The following is an 18,769-nucleotide window of genomic DNA, read 5'->3' on the forward strand; positions in this document are numbered from 1 at the left end:
AGAGCCGCCGATCCCGCGGAGCTCAGGCGGCTCGTTCCAGAATCCGCACGCTCCCCACACATGTCCCGCGACCCGCGACGACCCTCACACCTTCACCCACCCGTCGGCGTGCTCGGCCACCCTCCCCTCGAGTTCGAGTTCGGCCAGTGTCGCGGTCACGTCCCGAACCGACAGCCCGGACGACGATGCCACCACGTGAGCGGGGCGACCACGGGTGCGCACCAGGGCGTCCAGCACGCGCACCGGATGCCCGTCCACGGCCACGCCGTCCAGGGCGACGCGGCGTGCTGCCTCGCCCCGTGATGACCCCGGCGAGACGGGATCATCGAACCCGGCGAGCTCGGCCATCTCGGCGGCATCGGTCACGCAGGCCGCGTCGAACTCGCGCAGGAGCCGGTGGCAGCCCGCCGACGCCGGCGATGTCACCGGCCCGGGAACGGCGCCCAGCGGTCGCGCGATCGCCGCCGCGTGGCCCGCCGTGTTCAACGACCCCGACCGGCGACCCGCCTCGACCACGACCGTTGCGGCACTCGCAGCGGCGATGAGCCGGTTGCGCAACAGGAATCGCCACTTCGTCGGCGAGGACCCGCACGGGAGCTCGGCGACGAGCAGACCTCGCTGCGCGATCCTGGTGAGCAGGTCGGTGTGCCCGGCGGGATAGAGGCGGTCGACGCCGCCCGCCAGGAAGGCGACCGTCGGATGGTCGCTCGCCAACGCAGCGCGGTGTGCGGCACCGTCGATCCCATAGGCGCCGCCCGAGACGACGGTGATCCCCCGATCGGAGAGGCCGGCCGCCGCCTCCATCGCGACATGCTCGCCGTAACCGGTGGCCGCGCGCGCTCCGACAAGCGCGAGCGACCGCCCGAGCGTCCGCATCGCCCCGGCGTCGCCCCGCACCCAGAGCGCCAACGGCGCGCCGTCACCCAGTGCGCCGAAGCCCGCCGGCCACAGCTCGTGCGACCGGGTGAGGAGTACAGCCTCGACCCGGGCGGCGGATTCGAGCGATCGGGTCGCACCAGCCAACGACAATCGCGGCGTCCATCGGTCGATCGCGTCGGCGATGCGTGGCGCGAGCACCGCGGCGGCGCCCGGGTCCGCCTCCGCCACCTCGGCCGCCAGCCGCTCCGGCGGCCATCGCTCCACGAGGCCCACCAGGGCGCGCGCGGGACCGAGCGCCCCGACGAGCGTTCCGGCATCCTTGTCCCCCGGCTCGGTCAGCGTCGAGAACACCGCGGTGGCGAAGCGGTCCTCCAGCACGTCGCGATCGTCGAAACCGCTGCCGACATCCGCTGCGCGGACATCCCCCTGGTCGGCACCCGATCCCGCGGCACCGGATCTCGCGGCGACCGGTCGCAGCAGGCGGGCGAGCTCGCTGTGCGGCACCTGGAGGAAGGTCATATCGTCGTTCCCCGCCGCAGGTAGAGCGCCGCGGCGACATGCTCCGCCGTCGGCGCACCACCGGTCTCGAGGTCGGCGATCGTCCACGCCAGGCGGAGAGATCGATCGTAGCCGCGCATCGTGAGGCTGCCTCGCTCCAGGGCACGATCGAGAGCACCCAGCGCTGCGCGATTCAGTCGCCGCGGGCCCGTGCGCAGCCAGGTGCCGGACGCATCCGCGTTCCTGTTCCACGGAGTGCCCGCCATCCGCTCGGCGGCGACCGCTCGGGCCGCGGCCACGCGACGGCGCAGCAGCTCGCTCGTCGGGCGGGTCGCTGCGCTCTCCTGGCCTGCATCCGCCTCGCGTACCGCCGCCAGACCGAGCCGCCGGACGTTCAGCCGGATGTCCACCCGGTCGAGCAGCGGTCCCGAGATCTTCGCCAGGTAGCGGCGACGAGCGATCGGCGTGCACGTGCATTCGTCGTCGGTCGAACCGTAGCGACCGCATGGACACGGATTCGACGCGAGCACCAGCTGGAAGCGCGCGGGGAATGTGGCCACCCCGCCGGCCCGGTGGATCGTGATGGACCCTGACTCCAGCGGCTGCCGGAGAGCATCGAGCACGCTCGCCGGAAACTCCGCGGCCTCGTCGAGGAGCAGCACCCCATGCGAGGCCCGAACAATGGCGCCCGGCACGATGCGCCCGCTCCCGCCTCCCACGAGGGCGACCTGCGAGGCGGTGTGGTGCGGTGCCTCGAAGGGCGGCCGGCGGAGGAGCTCGTGACCGATGCGGACGCCGAGGAGGGACCGGATCGACGTCACGTCGAGGGCCTGCTCGTCGGTGAGGTCGGGGAGGATGCTCGGCAACCGCGCCGCGAGCATCGTCTTGCCCGCGCCGGGCGGCCCGATCATCGAGACGTGGTGTCCCCCGGCCGCGGCCACGACGAGGGCCTCGACGATCTCGTCATTGCCCACCACGTCGGCCATCTCCGGCTCTGCGGCGATGTCATCGACCACGGCGGCGACAGCCGCCGGCTCGAGCGAGTCGTCGGGAGCCAGGTCGCCTCCGTGCCGGATCACGGCATCGCGGAGCGAGACGACACCGGTGACCTCGATGCCGTCGACGAGCCTGGCCTCGTCGGCGTTCGCATGCGGCACCATCACGTGCTCGAAGCCGGCTGCTCTGGCCGCCCGTACGCTGGGCAGGATGCCGGGCACCGGCCGGAGCCGACCGTCGAGTCCGAGCTCACCGAGGTGCACGACGCGGCTCGCCGATTCCGGCCGGAGGTCGCCTCCCGCCGCGAGGGCGGCGATCGCGATGGCGAGGTCGAACGCCGATCCCTGCTTGCGCAGTGCGGCGGGCGACAGGTTGATCGTGAGCTTGCGCTGCGTCAGCGGGCATCCGGCGTTGACCGCCGCGGAGCTGACCCGCTTGCGTGATTCGCCGAGGGCCAGGTCGGGCAGCCCGATCAGCACGAAGGCCGGCAGCCCGGCCGCGATGTCCGCCTCGACCTCGACCACGTCGCCGTGCATGCCGGTGAGCGCGACGGCGTAGGTGCGTGCGAGCGCCATCAGGCGACACCGGCGAGATGCTCGACCACCGGCGCGGCGCTCCAGGCGTCGAGCACAGCGATGGCGTCGATACGCACGTCGCCCGCCGGTTCATCCCTCGTTGTGCACCACTCCGCAGCCAGCCGCCGGAGCCGGTTGGCCTTGACCGCCGTGATGGCCTCGAACGGATGCCCGAACGCCACCGAGGTCCGTGTCTTCACCTCGACGAAGACGGTCGTCCGTTCCCGCCGGACCACGAGGTCGAGCTCCCCCGAGCGACATCTCCAATTGCGATCCAGCACTCGGTAGCCCTGCTGCTCCAACCAGAGCGCAGCCACCTCCTCGCCCCGCCGGCCCAGGTCGTCTTTCGCTGCCATCCGTAACCTCCCGGGACAAGCCTGGGAGGGATCGCGCGTGCTCGGCAGCAGGCCCCGCGATCTGTGCAGAGGGCGTGCAGGACTGGGCCTGTGGAGGAGGCGAGCCGTTACTCGTCGAGGGCGAGTTCCTTGGGGAGCTCGAACTCCTTGCTCGAGAGCTCCTCGATGTTGACGTCCTTGAACGTCAGCACGCGCACCGACTTCACGAAGCGGTCGGAACGGTACACGTCCCACACCCACACGTCGTTCATGGTCAGCTCGAAGTAGAAGTCATGCTCGGTGTCCCGGCGCACGAACTCCACCTCGTTCGCAAGGTAGAACCGGCGCTCGGTCTCGATCACGTACTTGAACTGCGAGACGACGTCCCGGTATTCGCGGTACAAAGCCAACTCGACCTCGCGGTCGTAGTCGTCGAACTCGTCTTCATCCATCGTCCGACCAGTCTATGCCGGATGATCGGCCCGTCTATGCCGGGAGGTCGGCACGAAGGGCCGAAGCGCCGTTCGCAGACGACCCTGCCGAAAGCTCCACCGGAAACTCCGAAGGAGGTTCGCCCGGCAGGCCGACCGGAAGGTCGTCCGGCATGTCCAGCGGCAGGTCCAGCGTGGCCGGGTCCTTCAGCCAGGTGAGCCGGTGCAGGGCGCTCGGCCCGAGCTCCGCGATGGCCGCGAAATGCTCCCGGCTCGAGTAGCCCTTGTTCGACGCCCAGCCGTAGCCGGGGTAGTCGCGGTCATGGGCGATCATGAGCCGGTCGCGGTGCACCTTGGCGATCACCGACGCGGCGGCGACGGACGCGCAGTCCCTGTCGGCCTTGATCCGCGTCACGACGCGAGCGGGGCGCATCAGTGCCGGGTTCAGGTAGTCGTAGTTGCCGTCGAGGATCAGCGTGCTGTCCCGCACGTCGGCGCCGCCCGCCTCGAGCAGACCGAGCGCACGCGCTCCCGCGAGCCCGAGGCACCGCATGATGCCCAGCGAGTCGACCTCCGCGGCCGTCGCCATTCCGACCGCCGAGTGCAGGACCCAGCGCCGGCAGAGCGGCTCGAGTGCCTCGCGCGCCGGTTCGGGCAGCAGTTTGGAGTCGCGCAATCCGGTGGGCATCCGTTTGACCGCGCTGTCGATGACGACCATGCCGACCGCGACCGGGCCGGCGAGCGCCCCGCGGCCGACCTCGTCCACCGCGACGATCGACGTGACGCCGTCACGGTAGAGCGAGCGCTCGAAACGGAGGGTCGGGCTGATCGGAGTCATCACTTCTGATTCTCCTCCACTCCGCGGAAGACGTCGGGATAGTCGTCGAGCCAGGTCCAGCGGTTCGTCGGCCAGCTGATCACGAAGGCGCGCCCGACGACATGGTCGATCGGCACGAATCCGCGGCCGGGAAGGTCCTGATTCAGTGAGGAGTCCTGGGAGTTGTAGCGGTTGTCGCCCATCACCCAGAGCTCGCCCTTCGGAACCGTCACGTCGAAGCTCCTGGTCGCGGCGTCCTTCTTGCCGGGCGGCACGAGGATGTACGGCTCGGTGAGCGCCTTACCGTTCACCGAGACGTGTCCGTCGGCCGTGCAGCACGCGACCCGGTCGCCCGGCAGCCCGATGACCCGCTTGATGAGATGGTCGTTGCTGTCGGCCGCCGAGAGCCCGATGACGGTGAGCACCTGGTCGACGGCGGCGCCGAACCCGTTCTGGTGGACAGGCGGCTGCGGGGCGAGCCAGCCGCCCGGATCACGGAAGACGACGACATCGCCGTGGCTGATCGGGATCATGCCCGGCTCGAGCTCGTTGACGATGATGCGGTCGTCGATCTGCAGCGTGTTCTCCATCGACGCAGACGGGATGTAGAACGACCGCACGATGAACGTCTTGATGAGGAAGGAGACCAGGATCGCGACGACGAAGATGATGAGGATGTCGCGGATGAAGGCACCGGTGCTGCGCCGTCGGCCGCGCCGTTCCGTCGCCACGCGGTTCGACCGGGTGGGCACTGCTTCTTCCGTCATTTAACCGCCTGAGCTCCCGGTCCAGTGTAAAGGAACGGGAGCTCAGAGCAGGTTCTACGGGAACCGCGAGTCGAGGCGCGTCGGGCCTCAGTTGTCGCGCTTCTCCTTGATCTTCGCCTTCTTGCCGCGCAGCTCGCGCAGGTAGTAGAGCTTGGCGCGACGCACGTCACCGCGGGTGACGACCTCGATGTGGTCGATGACCGGGGAGTGCACCGGGAAGGTACGCTCGACGCCCACCTGGAAGCTCACCTTGCGGACCGTGAAGGTCTCGCGGACGCCTTCGCCGGAGCGGCCGATGACGACGCCCTGGAAGACCTGGATACGAGAGCGGGTACCCTCGACGATGTTGACGTGGACCTTGACGTTGTCGCCGGCGCGGAAGGCCGGGATGTCCTGCTTCAGTGAAGCGGCATCCACCTGATCGAGAATGTGCATTGCTGGGTTCGCTCTCTGTACCCGCCACAGGTCGAGGACGGACTTGGGGACTGCAGCGAACGCGGGTGACCGCGCCGGCTGCGTCCGGATTATCGGTTATGGGGTGTCCGCGAGGATTGCTGGCTCCCCTGTGGCAGAGCCTGGCCGCGGCACAAACAACAATTCTGCCATGAAGGGGGCCGGTTTGCCAAAGCACGCCCGATCCGGCCGAAGAGGCTCAGCGCACAGGACCGTGCGCCTCAGCTCTCGTCGCGGCGCTCTTCGATGACGATGTACTCGACGGCGTCACCGGATGCGGCGGGCGGACGGTTCACCTGCTGCGGCTGCGCGGCCCGTTCGTAGGCCTCGAACGTCTGCTGCACCCGGGTCCGGGTCTCCGTCACCAGCTCCCACAGCACGATCCAGAACGTCGCCAGTCCGAGCAGGATGCCGACGACGGGCAACCAGCTGGACACCCCGTCGATGAAGCAGCCGAACACCACGATCGAGGCGTGCCAGGCCGTGAGGAGACCCACGTCGTACCAGGAGACCGCCCGGGATTCCCGCACGCTCCTGCGCGCCGCGATGATGCCGCCGATGGCGAGTTGGGCGATGAACAGGATGGGGCAGATCACCAGCAGAGCGACGAACGCCCACCCGCTCGGGTGGAAGATCGCCCAGCCGATCAGCAGCCAGACGGGCAGGACGACGGCGGACGGGAAGAGCCACCAATAAAACGCCTTGCGGATGAACACGCGACCAGCGTATCCGTGCCAGGCTGTGCGGTGGCTGCGGGTTCGCCGAAGGCGTGAAAAACTGTTCGCACGACGTGAGGAGATCGTGTGATCGAGTTGAGGACCCCTGCCGAGATCGAGCAGATGCGCCCGGCAGGGCGATTCGTCGCCGATGTGCTGGCGCGCACGGCCACAGCGGCGCGCGTGGGCACCAACCTGCTCGAGCTCGACCGGATCGCCCACGACCTCATCAGGAGCGCCGGCGCCGTCTCGAGCTACCTCGACTACCACCCGTCGTTCGGCGCGAGCCCGTTCGGCAAGGTCATCTGCACCTCGGTGAACGATGCCGTGCTGCACGGTCTCCCCCACGACTACCGTCTGCAGGACGGCGACCTGCTGACCCTCGACTTCGCGGCCGCCGTCGACGGCTGGGTCGCCGACTCCGCGATCAGCTTCGTCGTCGGGAATGCCCGCGATGAAGACCTGCGGCTGATCGACACGACCCGTCGCGCGCTCACGGCCGGGATTGCCGCCGCACTTCCCGGCAATCGCGTCGGCGACATCTCGGCCGCGATCGCCGCCGTCGCCCACGCCGAGGGCTACTCGATCAACACGCAGTTCGGCGGCCACGGCGTCGGCCGCACCATGCACGGCGACCCGCACGTGCCGAACGACGGCCGCGCCGGCCGTGGCTTCCCCCTGCGACCGGGACTCGTGATCGCGATCGAGCCCTGGTTCCTCGAGACGACGGACGAGATCTACACCGACCGCGACGGCTGGACACTGCGCAGCGCGGACGGCTCACGCGGCGCGCACTCCGAGCACACCATCGCGATCACAGACGGAGACCCGATCGTGCTCACCGCCCGCGAGGGCTGACCGCCCGCAAGGGCTGACCGCCCGCAAGGGCTCACCGCCCGCGAGGGCTGAGCGCGCGCACTGATGTCCGCGGAAGCCTTCAGCCGAGCAGATCGGGCCGCACGCGCGCCGTGCGCTCGAGCTGCTGCTCGCGTCGCCAGGCGGCGATCGCGCCGTGGTTGCCCGACAGCAGCACCGGCGGCACGTCCCGCCCTCGCCACTCGGCCGGCTTCGTGTAGCTCGGGTACTCGAGCAGGCCGTCTTCGTGGGACTCCTGCACCAGGCTCTCCGGATTTCCGACGACGCCAGGGATCAACCGGCCGATGGCCTCGATCATCGCCATGGTCGCCACCTCGCCGCCGTTGAGCACGTAGTCGCCGATGCTCACCAGTCGCACACGGGCACGTGACGCCGTGTCGTCGAAGACCCGCTGGTCGATGCCCTCGTAGCGACCGCATCCGAAGACGAGGTGCTGCTCGTGCGCGAGCTCGCGCGCCATCGCCTGGGTGAAGACATCTCCCGCCGGCGACGGGAAGATCACGAGCGGGTCGCCCGGTCCAGCGGGCAGGATGCCGTCGAGCGCCTCGCCCCACGGCTCCGGCTTCATCACCATGCCCGCCCCGCCGCCGTACGGAGTGTCGTCGACCGTGCGGTGCCGGTCGTGGGTGTGGTCGCGCAGGTTGTGCACGCCGAGGTCGATGATGCCGGACTGCCGCGCCTTGCCGAGCAGCGAGATGTCGAGCACATCGAAGAACTCGGGGAAGATCGTGACGATGTCGATGCGCATGCCGGAAAGTCTATTGCGGCACGACGGCCAGCTCGCGGTCGCGCGGCACGAGCGGAACGGCGACGACCGGGCACAGGGCGACCGCGGCGAAGGCGAGTGGGAAGCCCACCAGCGTGATGAGCCCGCCCACCGCAGGACCGACGACCGACGCCGCCAGGAACTGCCCGGTGTTCTGCGCGCCGAGCGCACGCCCCGACCAGAACGGCCCGGCGATCTCCGCCACCGAGGTGTACGCCAGACCGTTGTCGGCGACGGTCACGATCGCCGCGACGATGAGGATCACCGCGGCCCAGGCGGCGCCCAAAGAGGCCGCGACGGCCATCAGCAGCATCACAGCCACGGCGGCGATCGAGACCCAGCGCAACGGTCGCAGGTGGCTTCCGACACGGTCGCTCAGTACGCCGACGCCGATCCGGCCGAGCGCCCCGGCGAACTGGCTCACGCCGATCACGACTCCGGCCGCGAGCGACGGGAAATGCAGCTCCGTGACCAGCCAGACGAGGCCGAAGGTCGAGATCGCGAACTGCGGCACGACCAGCAGCATCGACACCACGTGGATGCGCCAGAGCAGCGAGGTCTCCCGGTACGGCTTCCAGGTGGCGAGCGGATGCGCCGAGCCGTCCTCGGCGATGCCGCGCGGCGGACGGGGCGGGTCGACGATCCCGACGGCGCACAGCACCGCGGAGACCGCGCAGAGCACAGCGGGCACGACCAGCGCCGCCGCGATGCCACCGGACGCGGCGAGCTGCGGGATGGTCAACGCGGCAACGGCGACACCGAGGGGCTGGCACATCTGCCGGATGCCCATCGCCAGTCCGCGACGCTCCTTGGGGAACCAGCCGATCACCACGCGCCCGCTGGCGGCGTTGGGACTCGCCGCCGCCATCCCGCCGATCAGGAACAGCGCGCCCAGGCTCACGTAGTCGCTCGCGAACATCGCGGCGAACGCGGCCAGCGCCGTGATCGCGAGACCGGCCGAGATGACCCACCGCTCCCCGATCCGGTCACTCAGCGCTCCCCACGCGATCAGGGTGATCACGAGCCCGAGGGTCGGCGCCGACGCGAGCAGACCCGCCTCCCCGAGCGAGAGACCACGCTCGGTATGCAGCAGCGGGATGAGGAACGCCGGCGTGCTGACGAACACCGTCGAACTCGCCTGAGCCGTCACGCCGAACGCCAGCATCAGCCACGGACGGGGTGTTCGTGTCATGATCGTGGTCATGCGGTATACCCTACTGGTATACCAAGCCGGTATACCAAATGGAAGGCATCGGATGCCCGAGCAGACGCACGTCTACGACAGACTCCGCGCGCAGATCCTCGACCTCGAGCGCACGCCGGGCGCACGCCTGACCGAACGCGGCCTCGAGGTCGAGCTGGGGGCATCCAGGACCCCGCTCCGGGCGGCGCTGATGCGCCTCGAATCCGACGGGCTGGTGGAGCGCGACGGCCGCGCATGGCAGGTCTCCCCCATCGACCTCGGTGAGATCGCCCGGCTCAGCGAACTGCGCGATGCCCTGGAGACCGCGGCCGTGCGGCTCAGTTGTATGCGCGCCGACGACGAGGCGATCGCTTCCCTCGCCGAGCGGCTCGGCCGGTTCTCGCTCGAGACGCCGAACGAGCAGAGCGTGCGCGCCGGCGCTCACTTCCACGTCGAGCTCGCCGGTCTCTGCGGCAACGACTACTTCAGCGACGCCGTGGACGCGGCGATGACCCGCCTCGCCCGCACCCGCTGGCTCGAGGTGCGCACGGAGGATGCCCGACGCCGCTCGTGGGAGGAGCACCGCGAGATCGTCGACCTCGTGGCCGCCCGCGATGCGGACGCCGCGGCGGAGCGCATCCACCACCACATCCTCGGCACGCACGAGCGCCTGCTCGCCGCGCTCGACGCGGATGCCCGTACCCTGCGCGCCCGGGGCCTCGCCGTCGTCGGCTGAGCCCGGCCACGAACGGCCGCCCGGCCGGTGATCAGCGGATATAGGCCAGCAGCGTCTTATCCGTCGTCGCCGACACTCCGGATGCACCTCCGAGCTCGATGATGCCGTGCGGCTTAAGCCGTTTCAGCTCCGCCGCCACCGCGGTGGGGATCGCGCCGGTCGGCGCGAGAAGCAGCACGGGGGCGCCGGACACCGCAGCGACAGGCGCGCCCGAGAGAGCGTCCGGGAACAGATCGCCGCGCGCGACGAAGACCTTCGCGACTCCCGGGCGGAACGTCGCCGACGAGAGCGCTGCGCTCACGGTGTAGCGGTCCACACCCCCGATCCTCGTCACGGGGGCGATCGCGGCCAGATCACCGGCGACATCGACGCCGACCGAGCCTGTACCGCCCAGAACCGTGATGACCCCAGGGTGCAGGCGCGCCAGCTCCGCCGAGACCGCGTCCGGGATGGCTCCGGAAGCCGGTACCAGCAGCACAGGCGCGTGGGAGGCCCCAGCGGCCGCGGCGCCGCTCAGGGCGTCGGGGAACGTAGCCCCCGTCGCGACGTAGACTCTGGCGACTCCGGGAGAGAAGACGGATGCCGACAGCGAAGCACTGACCTCGTAACGGTCGGCGCCACCGATGCGGGTGACCGACGGCGCATACGACCTCAGTGCCGATTGCACGGCGGACGACACCGAGGCGGTGCCACCGAGCACCACGATCGCGTGCGGGCGGAGCCGCGTCAGGGCACGCACGGTGGACGACCCGAGGGCGCCCGACGGCGGCACGAGGAGCACAGGGCCACCGAGTGCGGCCGCTGCTGCGCCGCCGGACAGCGCGTCGGGGAAGACCGCACCCGAAGCCACGAACACGACGGGCACGTCCCTGCCGAACGCCGCGCTCGCCGCGGCCCCGCTCACGTCGTAGCGCGTCGCCCCACCGATGCGCGACGTCGACGTGTAACGCGTGATCTGGTTGCCCCGCGTACCCTTCGAGTCGAGCATCGGCATCGAGTAGATCCAGACGTTTCCCCACCGGTCTGCGATCGCCTGTTCGCCGCCGCTCCCCGACCGTTGGAAGGTGAATGCGTGTTTGGTGACGACACCGGCACTCGAGACCGTGGTCACATCGCCGAGTTGATCGTTCACGCTCATCAGCTCGTGGCCGGGTCCCCACACCAGCGCTGCGGGTGCGGCCAGACCCTGGTCGACGATGTTGAGGGTCGTTGTGCTGTCAGCACCGAAGCGACCGAGCCTGTCGTCGTCGACGGACGACTGCAGTGTGTAGTCGACGTAGACGGAGCCATCGTTGTCGACCGCAGCGGCCCAGATGTTGATCGCGCCCGGGATCGTGAACGAGCGCTCGACGATTCCGGCAGACGAAAGCACGACCGCTCCGACCGACCGCCCCACGACCGTCATGGCAATGCCGCCGTCCGGAGTGGCCTGAGGTGCCCCCAGGGCGGCTCCGGCCGGTGCGGTGTACAGGCGCGACCAGGTGCCGTCCGGGTGGATGAGCAGCAGTTGATACCCGTTCGGCGCCTGATCGGGAGACGAGGTCGTCTCAAGGCGCACGTCCCCGCTCGGCGACACGTCGAGTGCGAATCCGGGAAAGGCCTCGCCATTCGCGAAGGCACCCCGATCGGTTCCGTCGGCGCCGAGGTGCTCGATCACCCCGCTGGAGGTCAGCACGAACAGGGACCCGTCTGGAGCGACGGCCAGAGCGGATGACGGAGCCGCCGCCTGAGTGCCGGCCGCCTTCACCGTGGCGATGGCGGGGCTCCACGTGCCATCGGGGCGGATTCTGCTCACGACGCTGGTGGTCACGTTGAGGGCGTAGACGTCCCCGTCCGGCCCGGCCGCCATCCGGTAGTTGTTGTTGCCGGCTGGCAACGTGTATGTCGTCCCACGCGCTGTCGCCGCGGAGACCGGCGCCGGCACGCCGGCGACCAACAGAGTGGCAGCGATTGCGAGCACGACGATGAGCCCGGGTAGACGGCGCACGATGTCCCCTTGTTGCCGAAACCCGTCGGCACGTCTCAGTGGAGTTCCGGCGAGATCCGTACCGGAGCGCGCTCAGCCTAACGCGATGTCAATCGGTCGAGACACCGGGGTCCATCCCCCGTTCGGGGCAGCAGTGAGAACGAGAGAGCCCCCGCCGTCCGGCAGGGGCTCTCGGTGAGTCGCTCGGTGCTACTCGGTCGTTTCGCGAGTCCCGGGGGCGCCCGCCTCGGGTTCCGGGTCGTCATCCGGCACCTCTTCGAAGAGGCCCGTCGGCGGCGTCAGCGTCAGCGTGCCTGCCGCGAGGTCGACCTCGGGGACGATCGCCGAGACGAACGGGACGAGAACCTCGCCGTTGTCCGTCTTGATCGCCAGCAGGTCTTGCGCGGGCAGATGGTCGACCCGGGCGACGATGCCGACCTTGACACCGTCGCGGAGGGCGTCGAGCCCGACCAGCTGGTGGTCGTACCAGGCGTCGGCCTCATCCGGCAGCTCGCGCGGGTCCTGCGTCACCCAGAGGATCGCTTTGATGAGCGTCTCGGCCTCGGTGCGGTCGTCGACGCCCTTGAAGAACCCGACGGCGTGGCCGTTGTACCAGCGGAGCTCGGTGAGCTCCAGCGTCTTGCCGTGCCATTTCGACGCGGTCGGCACCTGCAGGGTGAAGACCGCGCCGGGGACGAACCGCTTCTCCGGCTCGTCCGTGTAGAGCTCGACCTTGATGGCGCCCTTCAGCCCGTGGGCTTTGTTGAGACGCCCGACGCGCAGCTGGGTCTGGTCGGAACGCGGTGACCCGTTCTGCGGCGGCAGCTTGTGGTCGGCCACCTCAGTTGTCGGTGTCGACGACGTCGACGCGAACGCGACGACCGTCTGCCAGCGCGCCCACGAGCGTGCGCAGCGCCTTGGCGGTGCGGCCGCTCCGGCCGATGACCCGGCCGAGGTCCTCGGGGTTCACACGAACCTCGAGGACCTCGCCACGGGGCGAACTCTTTGCAACGACGTGCACGTCGTCGGGGTGATCCACGATCCCCTTGACGAGGTGCGCGAGTGCGGGTGCGAGCAAGGTGTTACGCCTTCTCGCCGTCGGCGGCGGCTTCGGTGATCTCTTCAGCCTCGGTCACGACCTCGGCCTCGGCGGCCTCTTCGGCCTCGACCTCTGCCTCGACGACGGCCTCTGCCTCAGCAGCGACCTCGGCCGGCTTCTCGGCCTTGGGCTTGAGGACCGGCTTCTTCTTCTCGTCGGCCTGGAAGGCGACCTTCTCTTCCTTGACCTTGACGGTGCTCTTGGCGTTCTTGTCGCCCTTGAACTTGCCCCAGTCGCCGGTGAGCTTGAGAAGGGCCAGAACCTGCTCGGACGGCTGGGCGCCGACGCCGAGCCAGTACTGAGCGCGCTCCGAGTCGACCTCGATGACCGACGGCTCCTCGGTGGGGTGGTACAGACCGATCTCCTCGATCACGCGACCGTCGCGCTTGGTGCGCGAGTCGGCGACGACGATGCGGTAGTACGGAGCGCGGATCTTGCCGAGGCGCTTCAGACGGATTTTGACAGCCACAATTCTCCTGTGTTGTATGAGGTAATTTGACGAACTGACTGCCGTGAGCGTGGGGGCACACTCGGCAGGAGGTCTATGGTGTTCCACCGGACCTGATTAGAGGGTCGGGTACGACGGAACTCAACTAGCTATTCTGTCAGAAACGTGGGCCCTTTGAACAATCGGATGAACGGGACGACCAGCATGCAGATCGAATTCTCGGAATCCGAGCGCTCGACGGTGGGGATCGAGTGGGAGCTCGCGCTCGTCGACGCCTCGACCGGAGACCTCGTGCAGATCGCCCAGGAGGTGCTGCAGGAGCTCGGAACCGATGGCGAGGAGCATCCGCAGATCACCCACGAACTGCTGCTCAACACCATCGAGCTGGTGAGCCGCGTGCACCACACGGTGCCGGATGCGATCACCGACCTCCAGGAGCTCATCGGGCTCGTCCGAACAGTCACCGACCCGCTCGGCGTCGAGCTGATGTGCGCCGGCACGCACCCGTTCGCGCAGTGGTACGACCAGAAGGTCACGCCGAACGAGCGGTACGACCGCCTCCTCGACCGCACGCAGTGGTGGGGTCGCCAGATGATGATCTGGGGCATCCACGTGCACGTCGGCATCGACGACCGCGACAAGGCGCTCCCGATCGTCAACGGACTGCTGACCTACTATCCCCACCTGCAGGCCCTGAGCGCATCCAGCCCGTTCTGGGGCGGCGCCAAGACCGGCTACGCCTCCAATCGTGCGCTCATGTTCCAGCAGCTGCCGACGGCGGGGCTCCCCTGGCAGTTCGGCAGCTGGACGAACTACGAGGAGTACGTTCAGGATCTCGTCACCACCGGCGTCGTGACCGACCACAGCGAGGTGCGCTGGGACATCCGGCCGTCTCCGCAATGGGGCACCGTGGAGATGCGGGCCTGCGACGGCCTCTCGACCGCCGACGAAGTGGGCGCGGTCGCCGCTCTGATCCACTGCCTCACCGACCGGATGTCCCAGCAGCTCGACGACGGCGTCGAGCCGGTCACCCTGCAGCCCTGGTTCGTGCGGGAGAACAAGTGGCGAGCGGCTCGCTACGGCCTCGACGCCGAGATCATTGTCGCTCCCGACGGCAGCGAGCGGCTGGTCTCGGATGCGCTGCGCGACCTGGTGGTCGACCTCGCTCCGGTGGCCGAGCGGCTCGGATGCCTGGCCGAGCTCGAGACGGTGGACGTCATCCTGCGCGATGGCGCGAGCTATCAGCGGCAGCTGGCGGTCGCCGAGGCGAACGGCGGCAGCCTGCAGGCGGTCGTGAGCTCGCTCACCCACGAACTCAGGGACGGCCTGCCCCGCTGACGGAGCGGCGCACGGCGCCCATCCACACCCGCGCAGACGGCCGTTGACCGACCGGTTCATCCTCCCCCGCCCGACACGCCGTCGGATCCACAGCACTTACTCAGTTTCGGCGACGTACTCTCATCGCGTGCGTCTGTCTACCCGAAGCCTGCGCCTGGCCGTTCTGGCCGTCGCCGCAACCGCCACCATCGTCCTCGCCGGATGCTCGTCCGCGACCGTTCAGCGCCCCGTCGCCGCCGTCGGAACGCCGGTCGCCGCACCTCAGGGCGCACATGAGCCGCTGCTCGTCGCGATCGGCGACTCGATCGCGTTCGGCAAGGGCGTCGCCCGCGACGAGGCGTGGCCCGCTCGCGTGGCCGTGGCCCACGGCTGGCGCCTCACGGACCTCGCAGTCTCGGGGTCCGGCTTCGTCAAGAAGGGCTGGAACGGCACGACCTACCAGGACCAGGTCGACACGGCGCTCACCCTGCACCCCGACTTCATCCTGATCGCCGCCACGCGCAACGACCGCGACCAGAATCCCGCGCTCGTCGAGCAGAAGACCTCGACGATGCTGGATGCGCTCCGCCAGCAGTTCCCGAAGGTGCGCATCATCGGCACGACGGCGATCTGGGGGTCGGACACGCCGCCCGCTACGATCACGCGGGTCGACGCGATCATGAAAGAGGCCGTTCAGGGCGTCGACGGAACGTTCCTCGACGTCGGGTTCCCGCTCGTCGGGCACCGCGAGCTGTTGCAGGCCGATCAGATCCACCCGAACAGCGCCGGTCAGAAGGCCGTCGCGAACGTCATCGACTCCAAGCTGGCACCGCTGAACCTGGCCCTCTGACCGGCTTCGAAGGCTAGCGGCCCAGGAACTTCTGCAGCGACGCGAGCTCTTCTTCGCTCGGACCGCCCGGCTTGCCCGCTCCTGCGCCGGCTCCAGCGCCTCCGCCGAGTCCGAAGCCCGAGCCCGCCGCGGCACCCGTCGTGGGCTTCGCACCGGCCGCGATCGCTGCGTTCTCCGCCGCGCGCTTGGCCGGGTTGCCCGACTTCGAGCCCTTCTTCTTCGGCTGCTGCTTGCCGCGTCCGCCGCCGAACCCTGCACCCGGGATCGGACCCATGCCGGGAACGTTCGGAACGCCGCCCTTGGCCACGGTCTTCATCATCTTGGCGGCCTGCTCGAAGCGGTTCACCAGCTGGTTGACCTCGGTGACCGTGGTGCCGGAGCCCTTGGCGATGCGCAGGCGGCGCGAGCCGTTGAGGAGCTTGGGCGTCGTGCGCTCGACGGTCGTCATCGACTGGATGATCGCCTCGGTGCGCACGATCTCCTTCTCGTCGAAGTTGTCGAGCTGCTGCTTCATGGCGCCGGCGCCCGGGAGCATCCCCATCATCTTCTTGATGGAGCCCATGTTGCGCAGCTGCTGCATCTGCTTGAGGAAGTCGTCGAGCGTGAAGGTGTCGGTCGCGAACTTCTCCGCGACCTTGCGCGCCTCGTCCTCGTCGAAGGCCTCCTGCGCCTGCTCGATCAGGGTGAGGATGTCACCGAGGTCGAGGATGCGGCTGGCCATGCGGTCGGGGTGGAACGGCTCGAAGTCGTCGAGGCCCTCACCGGTCGACGCGAAGATGATCGGCCGGCCGGTCACCGAGGCGACCGACAGCGCCGCGCCACCGCGCGCATCGCCGTCGAGCTTGGAGAGGACGACACCGGTGAAGTCGACGCCGTCCTGGAACGCCTTGGCGGTCGCGACGGCGTCTTGACCGATCATCGCGTCGATGACGAACAGCACCTCGTCGGGGTCGACGGCCTTGCGGATGTCGGCGGCCTGCTTCATGAGCTCGGCATCGACGCCGAGACGGCCCGCGGTGTCGACGATGACTGTGTCGTACTGCTTGGTCTCGGCGAACTTCAGCGCGTCCTTCGCGACCCTGACCGGGTTGCCGACGCCATTGCCCGGCTCGGGCGCGTAGACGGGGACGCCGGCCTGCTCGCCCACGATCTGGAGCTGGTTCACGGCGTTGGGACGCTGGAGGTCGGCGGCGACCAGGACGGGAGTGTGGCCGTCTTTCGCGAGCCACTTCGCGAGCTTGCCGGCGAGCGTCGTCTTACCGGCGCCCTGCAGGCCGGCGAGCATGATCACCGTCGGCGGCTTCTTCGCGAACTGCAGGCGGCGCTGCTCGCCACCGAGGATCGCGACGAGCTCCTCGTTGACGATCTGCACGACCTGCTGCGCGGGGTTGAGCGCCTTGTTGACCTCGTCGCTCAGTGCGCGTTCGCGCACCTTGCCGGTGAAGTCCTTGACGACATCGAGCGCGACGTCGGCGTCGAGCAGCGCGCGGCGGATCTCGCGCACGGTGCCGTCGACATCGGCCGGCGACAGCTTGCCCTTGGTGCGGAGGTTTTTGAAGGTGTCTGCGAGGCGGTCAGACAGCGTTCCGAAAGTAGCCATGATCCAGCCAGTTTAACGGGAGGAATCTGTGAGCTCGCGCGATTTCGCGCCGAGCGTCACGAGTCGTGCGTGTCGATGTTCACCACGTCGCCGCGGATGTCGAAGCTCACGGTGAGCAGGGCATCCGTCTCGTCGGGCGCGATCGAGTAGTCGAAGGTCGCGAAGACCTCGTCCTCCTCGGGGTGATCGGGCTGGATGACCACGCGCAGCAGCTGCAGCGACCGCAGCACGTCGATCGCGATGTCGCCCGAGTTGTACACGAGGATGTCGAGCAGATCGTCGCCGAGCTTCTCGACGTGGTCGTCGATATAGGTGGTGGTGGCCGACTGGCGGGAGCTCAGCTCGGCGACGAGCGCATCGCGTGCGCGGGCGTCGAACCCCTCCATCGCCTGGATCAAGGCGGCGGCGGAGTCGAGCGCGAACTCCGTGACCGCCGACTCGTCGTCGGCCTGCAGCTCGACCTCGACGATCTGCTCGGAGAGGTCGGTGGAATCGCCCCAGGCGAGTCCGCCGCTCGCGGTCTCGTCGATGATGCCGAAGTACTCGTGTTCGATCGCCATGTCGCGCCCCTATCCCACCAGCTGCTGAGCGAAGACGTGCGGGGTGAAGCCGGTGAGGTCGTTGATGCCCTCACCCTGGCCCACCAGCTTGATCGGGATGCCCGTCTTCTCCTGCACCGCGAGCACGAAGCCGCCCTTCGCCGAGCCGTCCAGCTTGGTGAGCACGAGACCGGTCACGCCGGCGTGCTCGATGAAGGCTTCCGCCTGCGCGAGGCCGTTCTGCCCCGTCGTCGCGTCGAGCACCAGCAGCACCTCGGCGATCGGCGCCTGCTTCTCGACGACGCGCTTGATCTTGGAGAGCTCGTCCATCAGGCCGCCCTTGGTCTGCAGCCGGCCGGCGGTGTCGATGATGACGATCTCGGTGCCGTTCTGCTTGGCGTGCTCGACGGTCTGGAAGGCGACGGACGCCGGATCCTGCCCCTGCTGCTGGGGACGCACGATATCGGCCCCGGCCCGCTCCGCCCAGGTCGCGAGCTGCTCGACCGCGGCGGCGCGGAAGGTGTCGGCCGCACCGACCACGACGGTGCGGTCGTAGGTGCGCAGGAACTTCGCGAACTTGCCAATGGTGGTCGTCTTGCCGACGCCGTTGACACCGACGACCAGCACGATGGCCGGACGCTCGGAGAGCTTCAGCGTGGTGTCGAGCTTCGAGAGGCGCTCCTCCAGGCTCTCGCGCAGCATGCGCTGGAGGTCCGCCGGGTCGGTGGTGTGATAGCGGTCGACCTTGGCGCGCAGGTCGTCGACGATGGCCTCGGTGACGTCCGGGCCGAAGTCCGCGGTGATCAACGCCGTCTCGAGATCGTCCCAGGTGGTCTCATCGATCGTCTTCTTCGAGAACATGCCGCGGAGGGCGCTCGACAAAGACCAGGGGGTGCGTTCTGCCATAGGAATCACCCTAGTT

The 18,769-nt window shown here is 69.1% G+C and carries 20 protein-coding genes and 1 pseudogene; 4 read left to right on the forward strand and 17 right to left on the reverse strand.

The window, feature by feature from the left end; translation table 11 throughout:
* Positions 1 to 84 precede the first annotated feature (84 nt).
* From dprA to AC1DB1_RS08400, 8 genes and pseudogenes are all read right to left on the reverse strand, one after another.
* Positions 85 to 1,398, reverse strand: coding sequence for a DNA-processing protein DprA (dprA, locus tag AC1DB1_RS08365; protein WP_477200412.1), 1,314 nt, complete (start codon positions 1,396 to 1,398; stop codon positions 85 to 87).
* Positions 1,395 to 2,948, reverse strand: a complete 1,554-nt coding sequence (locus AC1DB1_RS08370) for a YifB family Mg chelatase-like AAA ATPase (protein WP_477200413.1) — start codon at positions 2,946 to 2,948, stop codon at positions 1,395 to 1,397. Before AC1DB1_RS08370 ends, dprA begins: the two co-directional genes overlap by 4 nt.
* Complete coding sequence (locus AC1DB1_RS08375; RefSeq protein ID WP_477200414.1) at positions 2,948 to 3,304, reverse strand: YraN family protein; 357 nt, start codon at positions 3,302 to 3,304, stop codon at positions 2,948 to 2,950. The genes AC1DB1_RS08370 and AC1DB1_RS08375 overlap by 1 nt, the downstream gene beginning before the upstream one ends.
* A 107-nt stretch (positions 3,305 to 3,411) precedes the next feature.
* Entirely contained in the window at positions 3,412 to 3,735 is a 324-nt protein-coding gene (locus tag AC1DB1_RS08380; RefSeq protein ID WP_055893100.1) for a DUF2469 domain-containing protein, read from the reverse strand.
* Positions 3,736 to 3,916: 181 nt separating this feature from the next.
* Positions 3,917 to 4,552 (reverse strand): annotated as a pseudogene (locus AC1DB1_RS08385) (ribonuclease HII); the annotation flags it as partial.
* On the reverse strand, positions 4,552 to 5,298 hold the full coding sequence (lepB, locus tag AC1DB1_RS08390) for a signal peptidase I (RefSeq protein ID WP_477200415.1): 747 nt from the start codon (positions 5,296 to 5,298) through the stop codon (positions 4,552 to 4,554). The gene lepB and the pseudogene AC1DB1_RS08385, both read right to left, overlap by 1 nt.
* 87 nt (positions 5,299 to 5,385) lie before the next feature.
* Positions 5,386 to 5,733 carry a 50S ribosomal protein L19 gene (gene rplS, locus AC1DB1_RS08395; RefSeq protein ID WP_271178390.1) on the reverse strand — a complete coding sequence of 116 codons (348 nt, stop codon included), beginning with the start codon at positions 5,731 to 5,733 and terminating at the stop codon, positions 5,386 to 5,388.
* Between the two features lie 239 nt (positions 5,734 to 5,972).
* The gene (locus AC1DB1_RS08400; RefSeq protein ID WP_271178389.1) at positions 5,973 to 6,467 is read right to left on the reverse strand and encodes a hypothetical protein; all 495 of its coding nucleotides are present in this window, start codon (positions 6,465 to 6,467) and stop codon (positions 5,973 to 5,975) included.
* A gap of 87 nt (positions 6,468 to 6,554) precedes the next feature.
* Between AC1DB1_RS08400 and map the strand changes: the two genes are divergently transcribed.
* Positions 6,555 to 7,325, forward strand: coding sequence for a type I methionyl aminopeptidase (map, locus tag AC1DB1_RS08405; protein ID WP_477200416.1), 771 nt, complete (start codon positions 6,555 to 6,557; stop codon positions 7,323 to 7,325).
* 79 nt (positions 7,326 to 7,404) lie between these two features.
* Here map and trmD read toward each other — a convergent pair whose 3' ends face one another.
* Positions 7,405 to 8,091, reverse strand: coding sequence for a tRNA (guanosine(37)-N1)-methyltransferase TrmD (gene trmD / locus AC1DB1_RS08410; protein ID WP_477200417.1), 687 nt, complete (start codon positions 8,089 to 8,091; stop codon positions 7,405 to 7,407).
* 10 nt (positions 8,092 to 8,101) lie between these two features.
* Positions 8,102 to 9,313 carry an MFS transporter gene (locus AC1DB1_RS08415; RefSeq protein WP_477200418.1) on the reverse strand — a complete coding sequence of 404 codons (1,212 nt, stop codon included), beginning with the start codon at positions 9,311 to 9,313 and terminating at the stop codon, positions 8,102 to 8,104.
* A gap of 52 nt (positions 9,314 to 9,365) precedes the next feature.
* Here AC1DB1_RS08415 and AC1DB1_RS08420 point away from each other — a divergent pair, with 52 nt between their 5' ends.
* Positions 9,366 to 10,028 (forward strand): GntR family transcriptional regulator, encoded by a 663-nt coding sequence (locus AC1DB1_RS08420; protein WP_271178385.1) that lies wholly within the window; start codon positions 9,366 to 9,368, stop codon positions 10,026 to 10,028.
* Positions 10,029 to 10,059: 31 nt separating this feature from the next.
* Here AC1DB1_RS08420 and AC1DB1_RS08425 read toward each other — a convergent pair whose 3' ends face one another.
* The 4 genes from AC1DB1_RS08425 to rpsP form a co-directional block, all read right to left on the reverse strand.
* Positions 10,060 to 12,015, reverse strand: a complete 1,956-nt coding sequence (locus AC1DB1_RS08425; RefSeq protein WP_477200419.1) for a cell wall-binding repeat-containing protein — start codon at positions 12,013 to 12,015, stop codon at positions 10,060 to 10,062.
* Between the two features lie 189 nt (positions 12,016 to 12,204).
* Positions 12,205 to 12,834, reverse strand: a complete 630-nt coding sequence (rimM, locus tag AC1DB1_RS08430; protein WP_271178383.1) for a ribosome maturation factor RimM — start codon at positions 12,832 to 12,834, stop codon at positions 12,205 to 12,207.
* A 1-nt stretch (position 12,835) separates the two neighbouring features.
* Complete coding sequence (locus AC1DB1_RS08435; protein ID WP_271178382.1) at positions 12,836 to 13,072, reverse strand: RNA-binding protein; 237 nt, start codon at positions 13,070 to 13,072, stop codon at positions 12,836 to 12,838.
* A gap of 4 nt (positions 13,073 to 13,076) precedes the next feature.
* On the reverse strand, positions 13,077 to 13,562 hold the full coding sequence (gene rpsP, locus AC1DB1_RS08440) for a 30S ribosomal protein S16 (protein WP_271178381.1): 486 nt from the start codon (positions 13,560 to 13,562) through the stop codon (positions 13,077 to 13,079).
* Positions 13,563 to 13,745: 183 nt separating this feature from the next.
* Here rpsP and AC1DB1_RS08445 point away from each other — a divergent pair, with 183 nt between their 5' ends.
* Both AC1DB1_RS08445 and AC1DB1_RS08450 read left to right on the forward strand, forming a co-directional pair.
* Positions 13,746 to 14,879 carry a glutamate--cysteine ligase gene (locus tag AC1DB1_RS08445; protein ID WP_271178929.1) on the forward strand — a complete coding sequence of 378 codons (1,134 nt, stop codon included), beginning with the start codon at positions 13,746 to 13,748 and terminating at the stop codon, positions 14,877 to 14,879.
* Positions 14,880 to 15,006: 127 nt separating this feature from the next.
* Entirely contained in the window at positions 15,007 to 15,708 is a 702-nt protein-coding gene (locus AC1DB1_RS08450) for an SGNH/GDSL hydrolase family protein (RefSeq protein WP_477200420.1), read from the forward strand.
* 13 nt (positions 15,709 to 15,721) lie between these two features.
* Here the strand turns inward: AC1DB1_RS08450 and ffh are convergent, their stop codons facing one another.
* From ffh to ftsY, 3 genes are read right to left on the reverse strand one after another with little or no spacing between them, the layout of a single operon-like run.
* A complete protein-coding gene (ffh, locus tag AC1DB1_RS08455) occupies positions 15,722 to 17,308 on the reverse strand; it encodes a signal recognition particle protein (RefSeq protein ID WP_477200421.1) in 1,587 nt (528 codons plus the stop codon).
* 56 nt (positions 17,309 to 17,364) lie between these two features.
* Positions 17,365 to 17,868, reverse strand: coding sequence for a DUF2004 domain-containing protein (locus AC1DB1_RS08460; RefSeq protein WP_271178378.1), 504 nt, complete (start codon positions 17,866 to 17,868; stop codon positions 17,365 to 17,367).
* 9 nt (positions 17,869 to 17,877) lie between these two features.
* A complete protein-coding gene (gene ftsY / locus AC1DB1_RS08465) occupies positions 17,878 to 18,753 on the reverse strand; it encodes a signal recognition particle-docking protein FtsY (RefSeq protein WP_477200422.1) in 876 nt (291 codons plus the stop codon).
* Between the last annotated feature and the right edge of the window lie 16 nt (positions 18,754 to 18,769).

Source organism: Leifsonia sp. 10N434 (assembly GCF_056394405.1).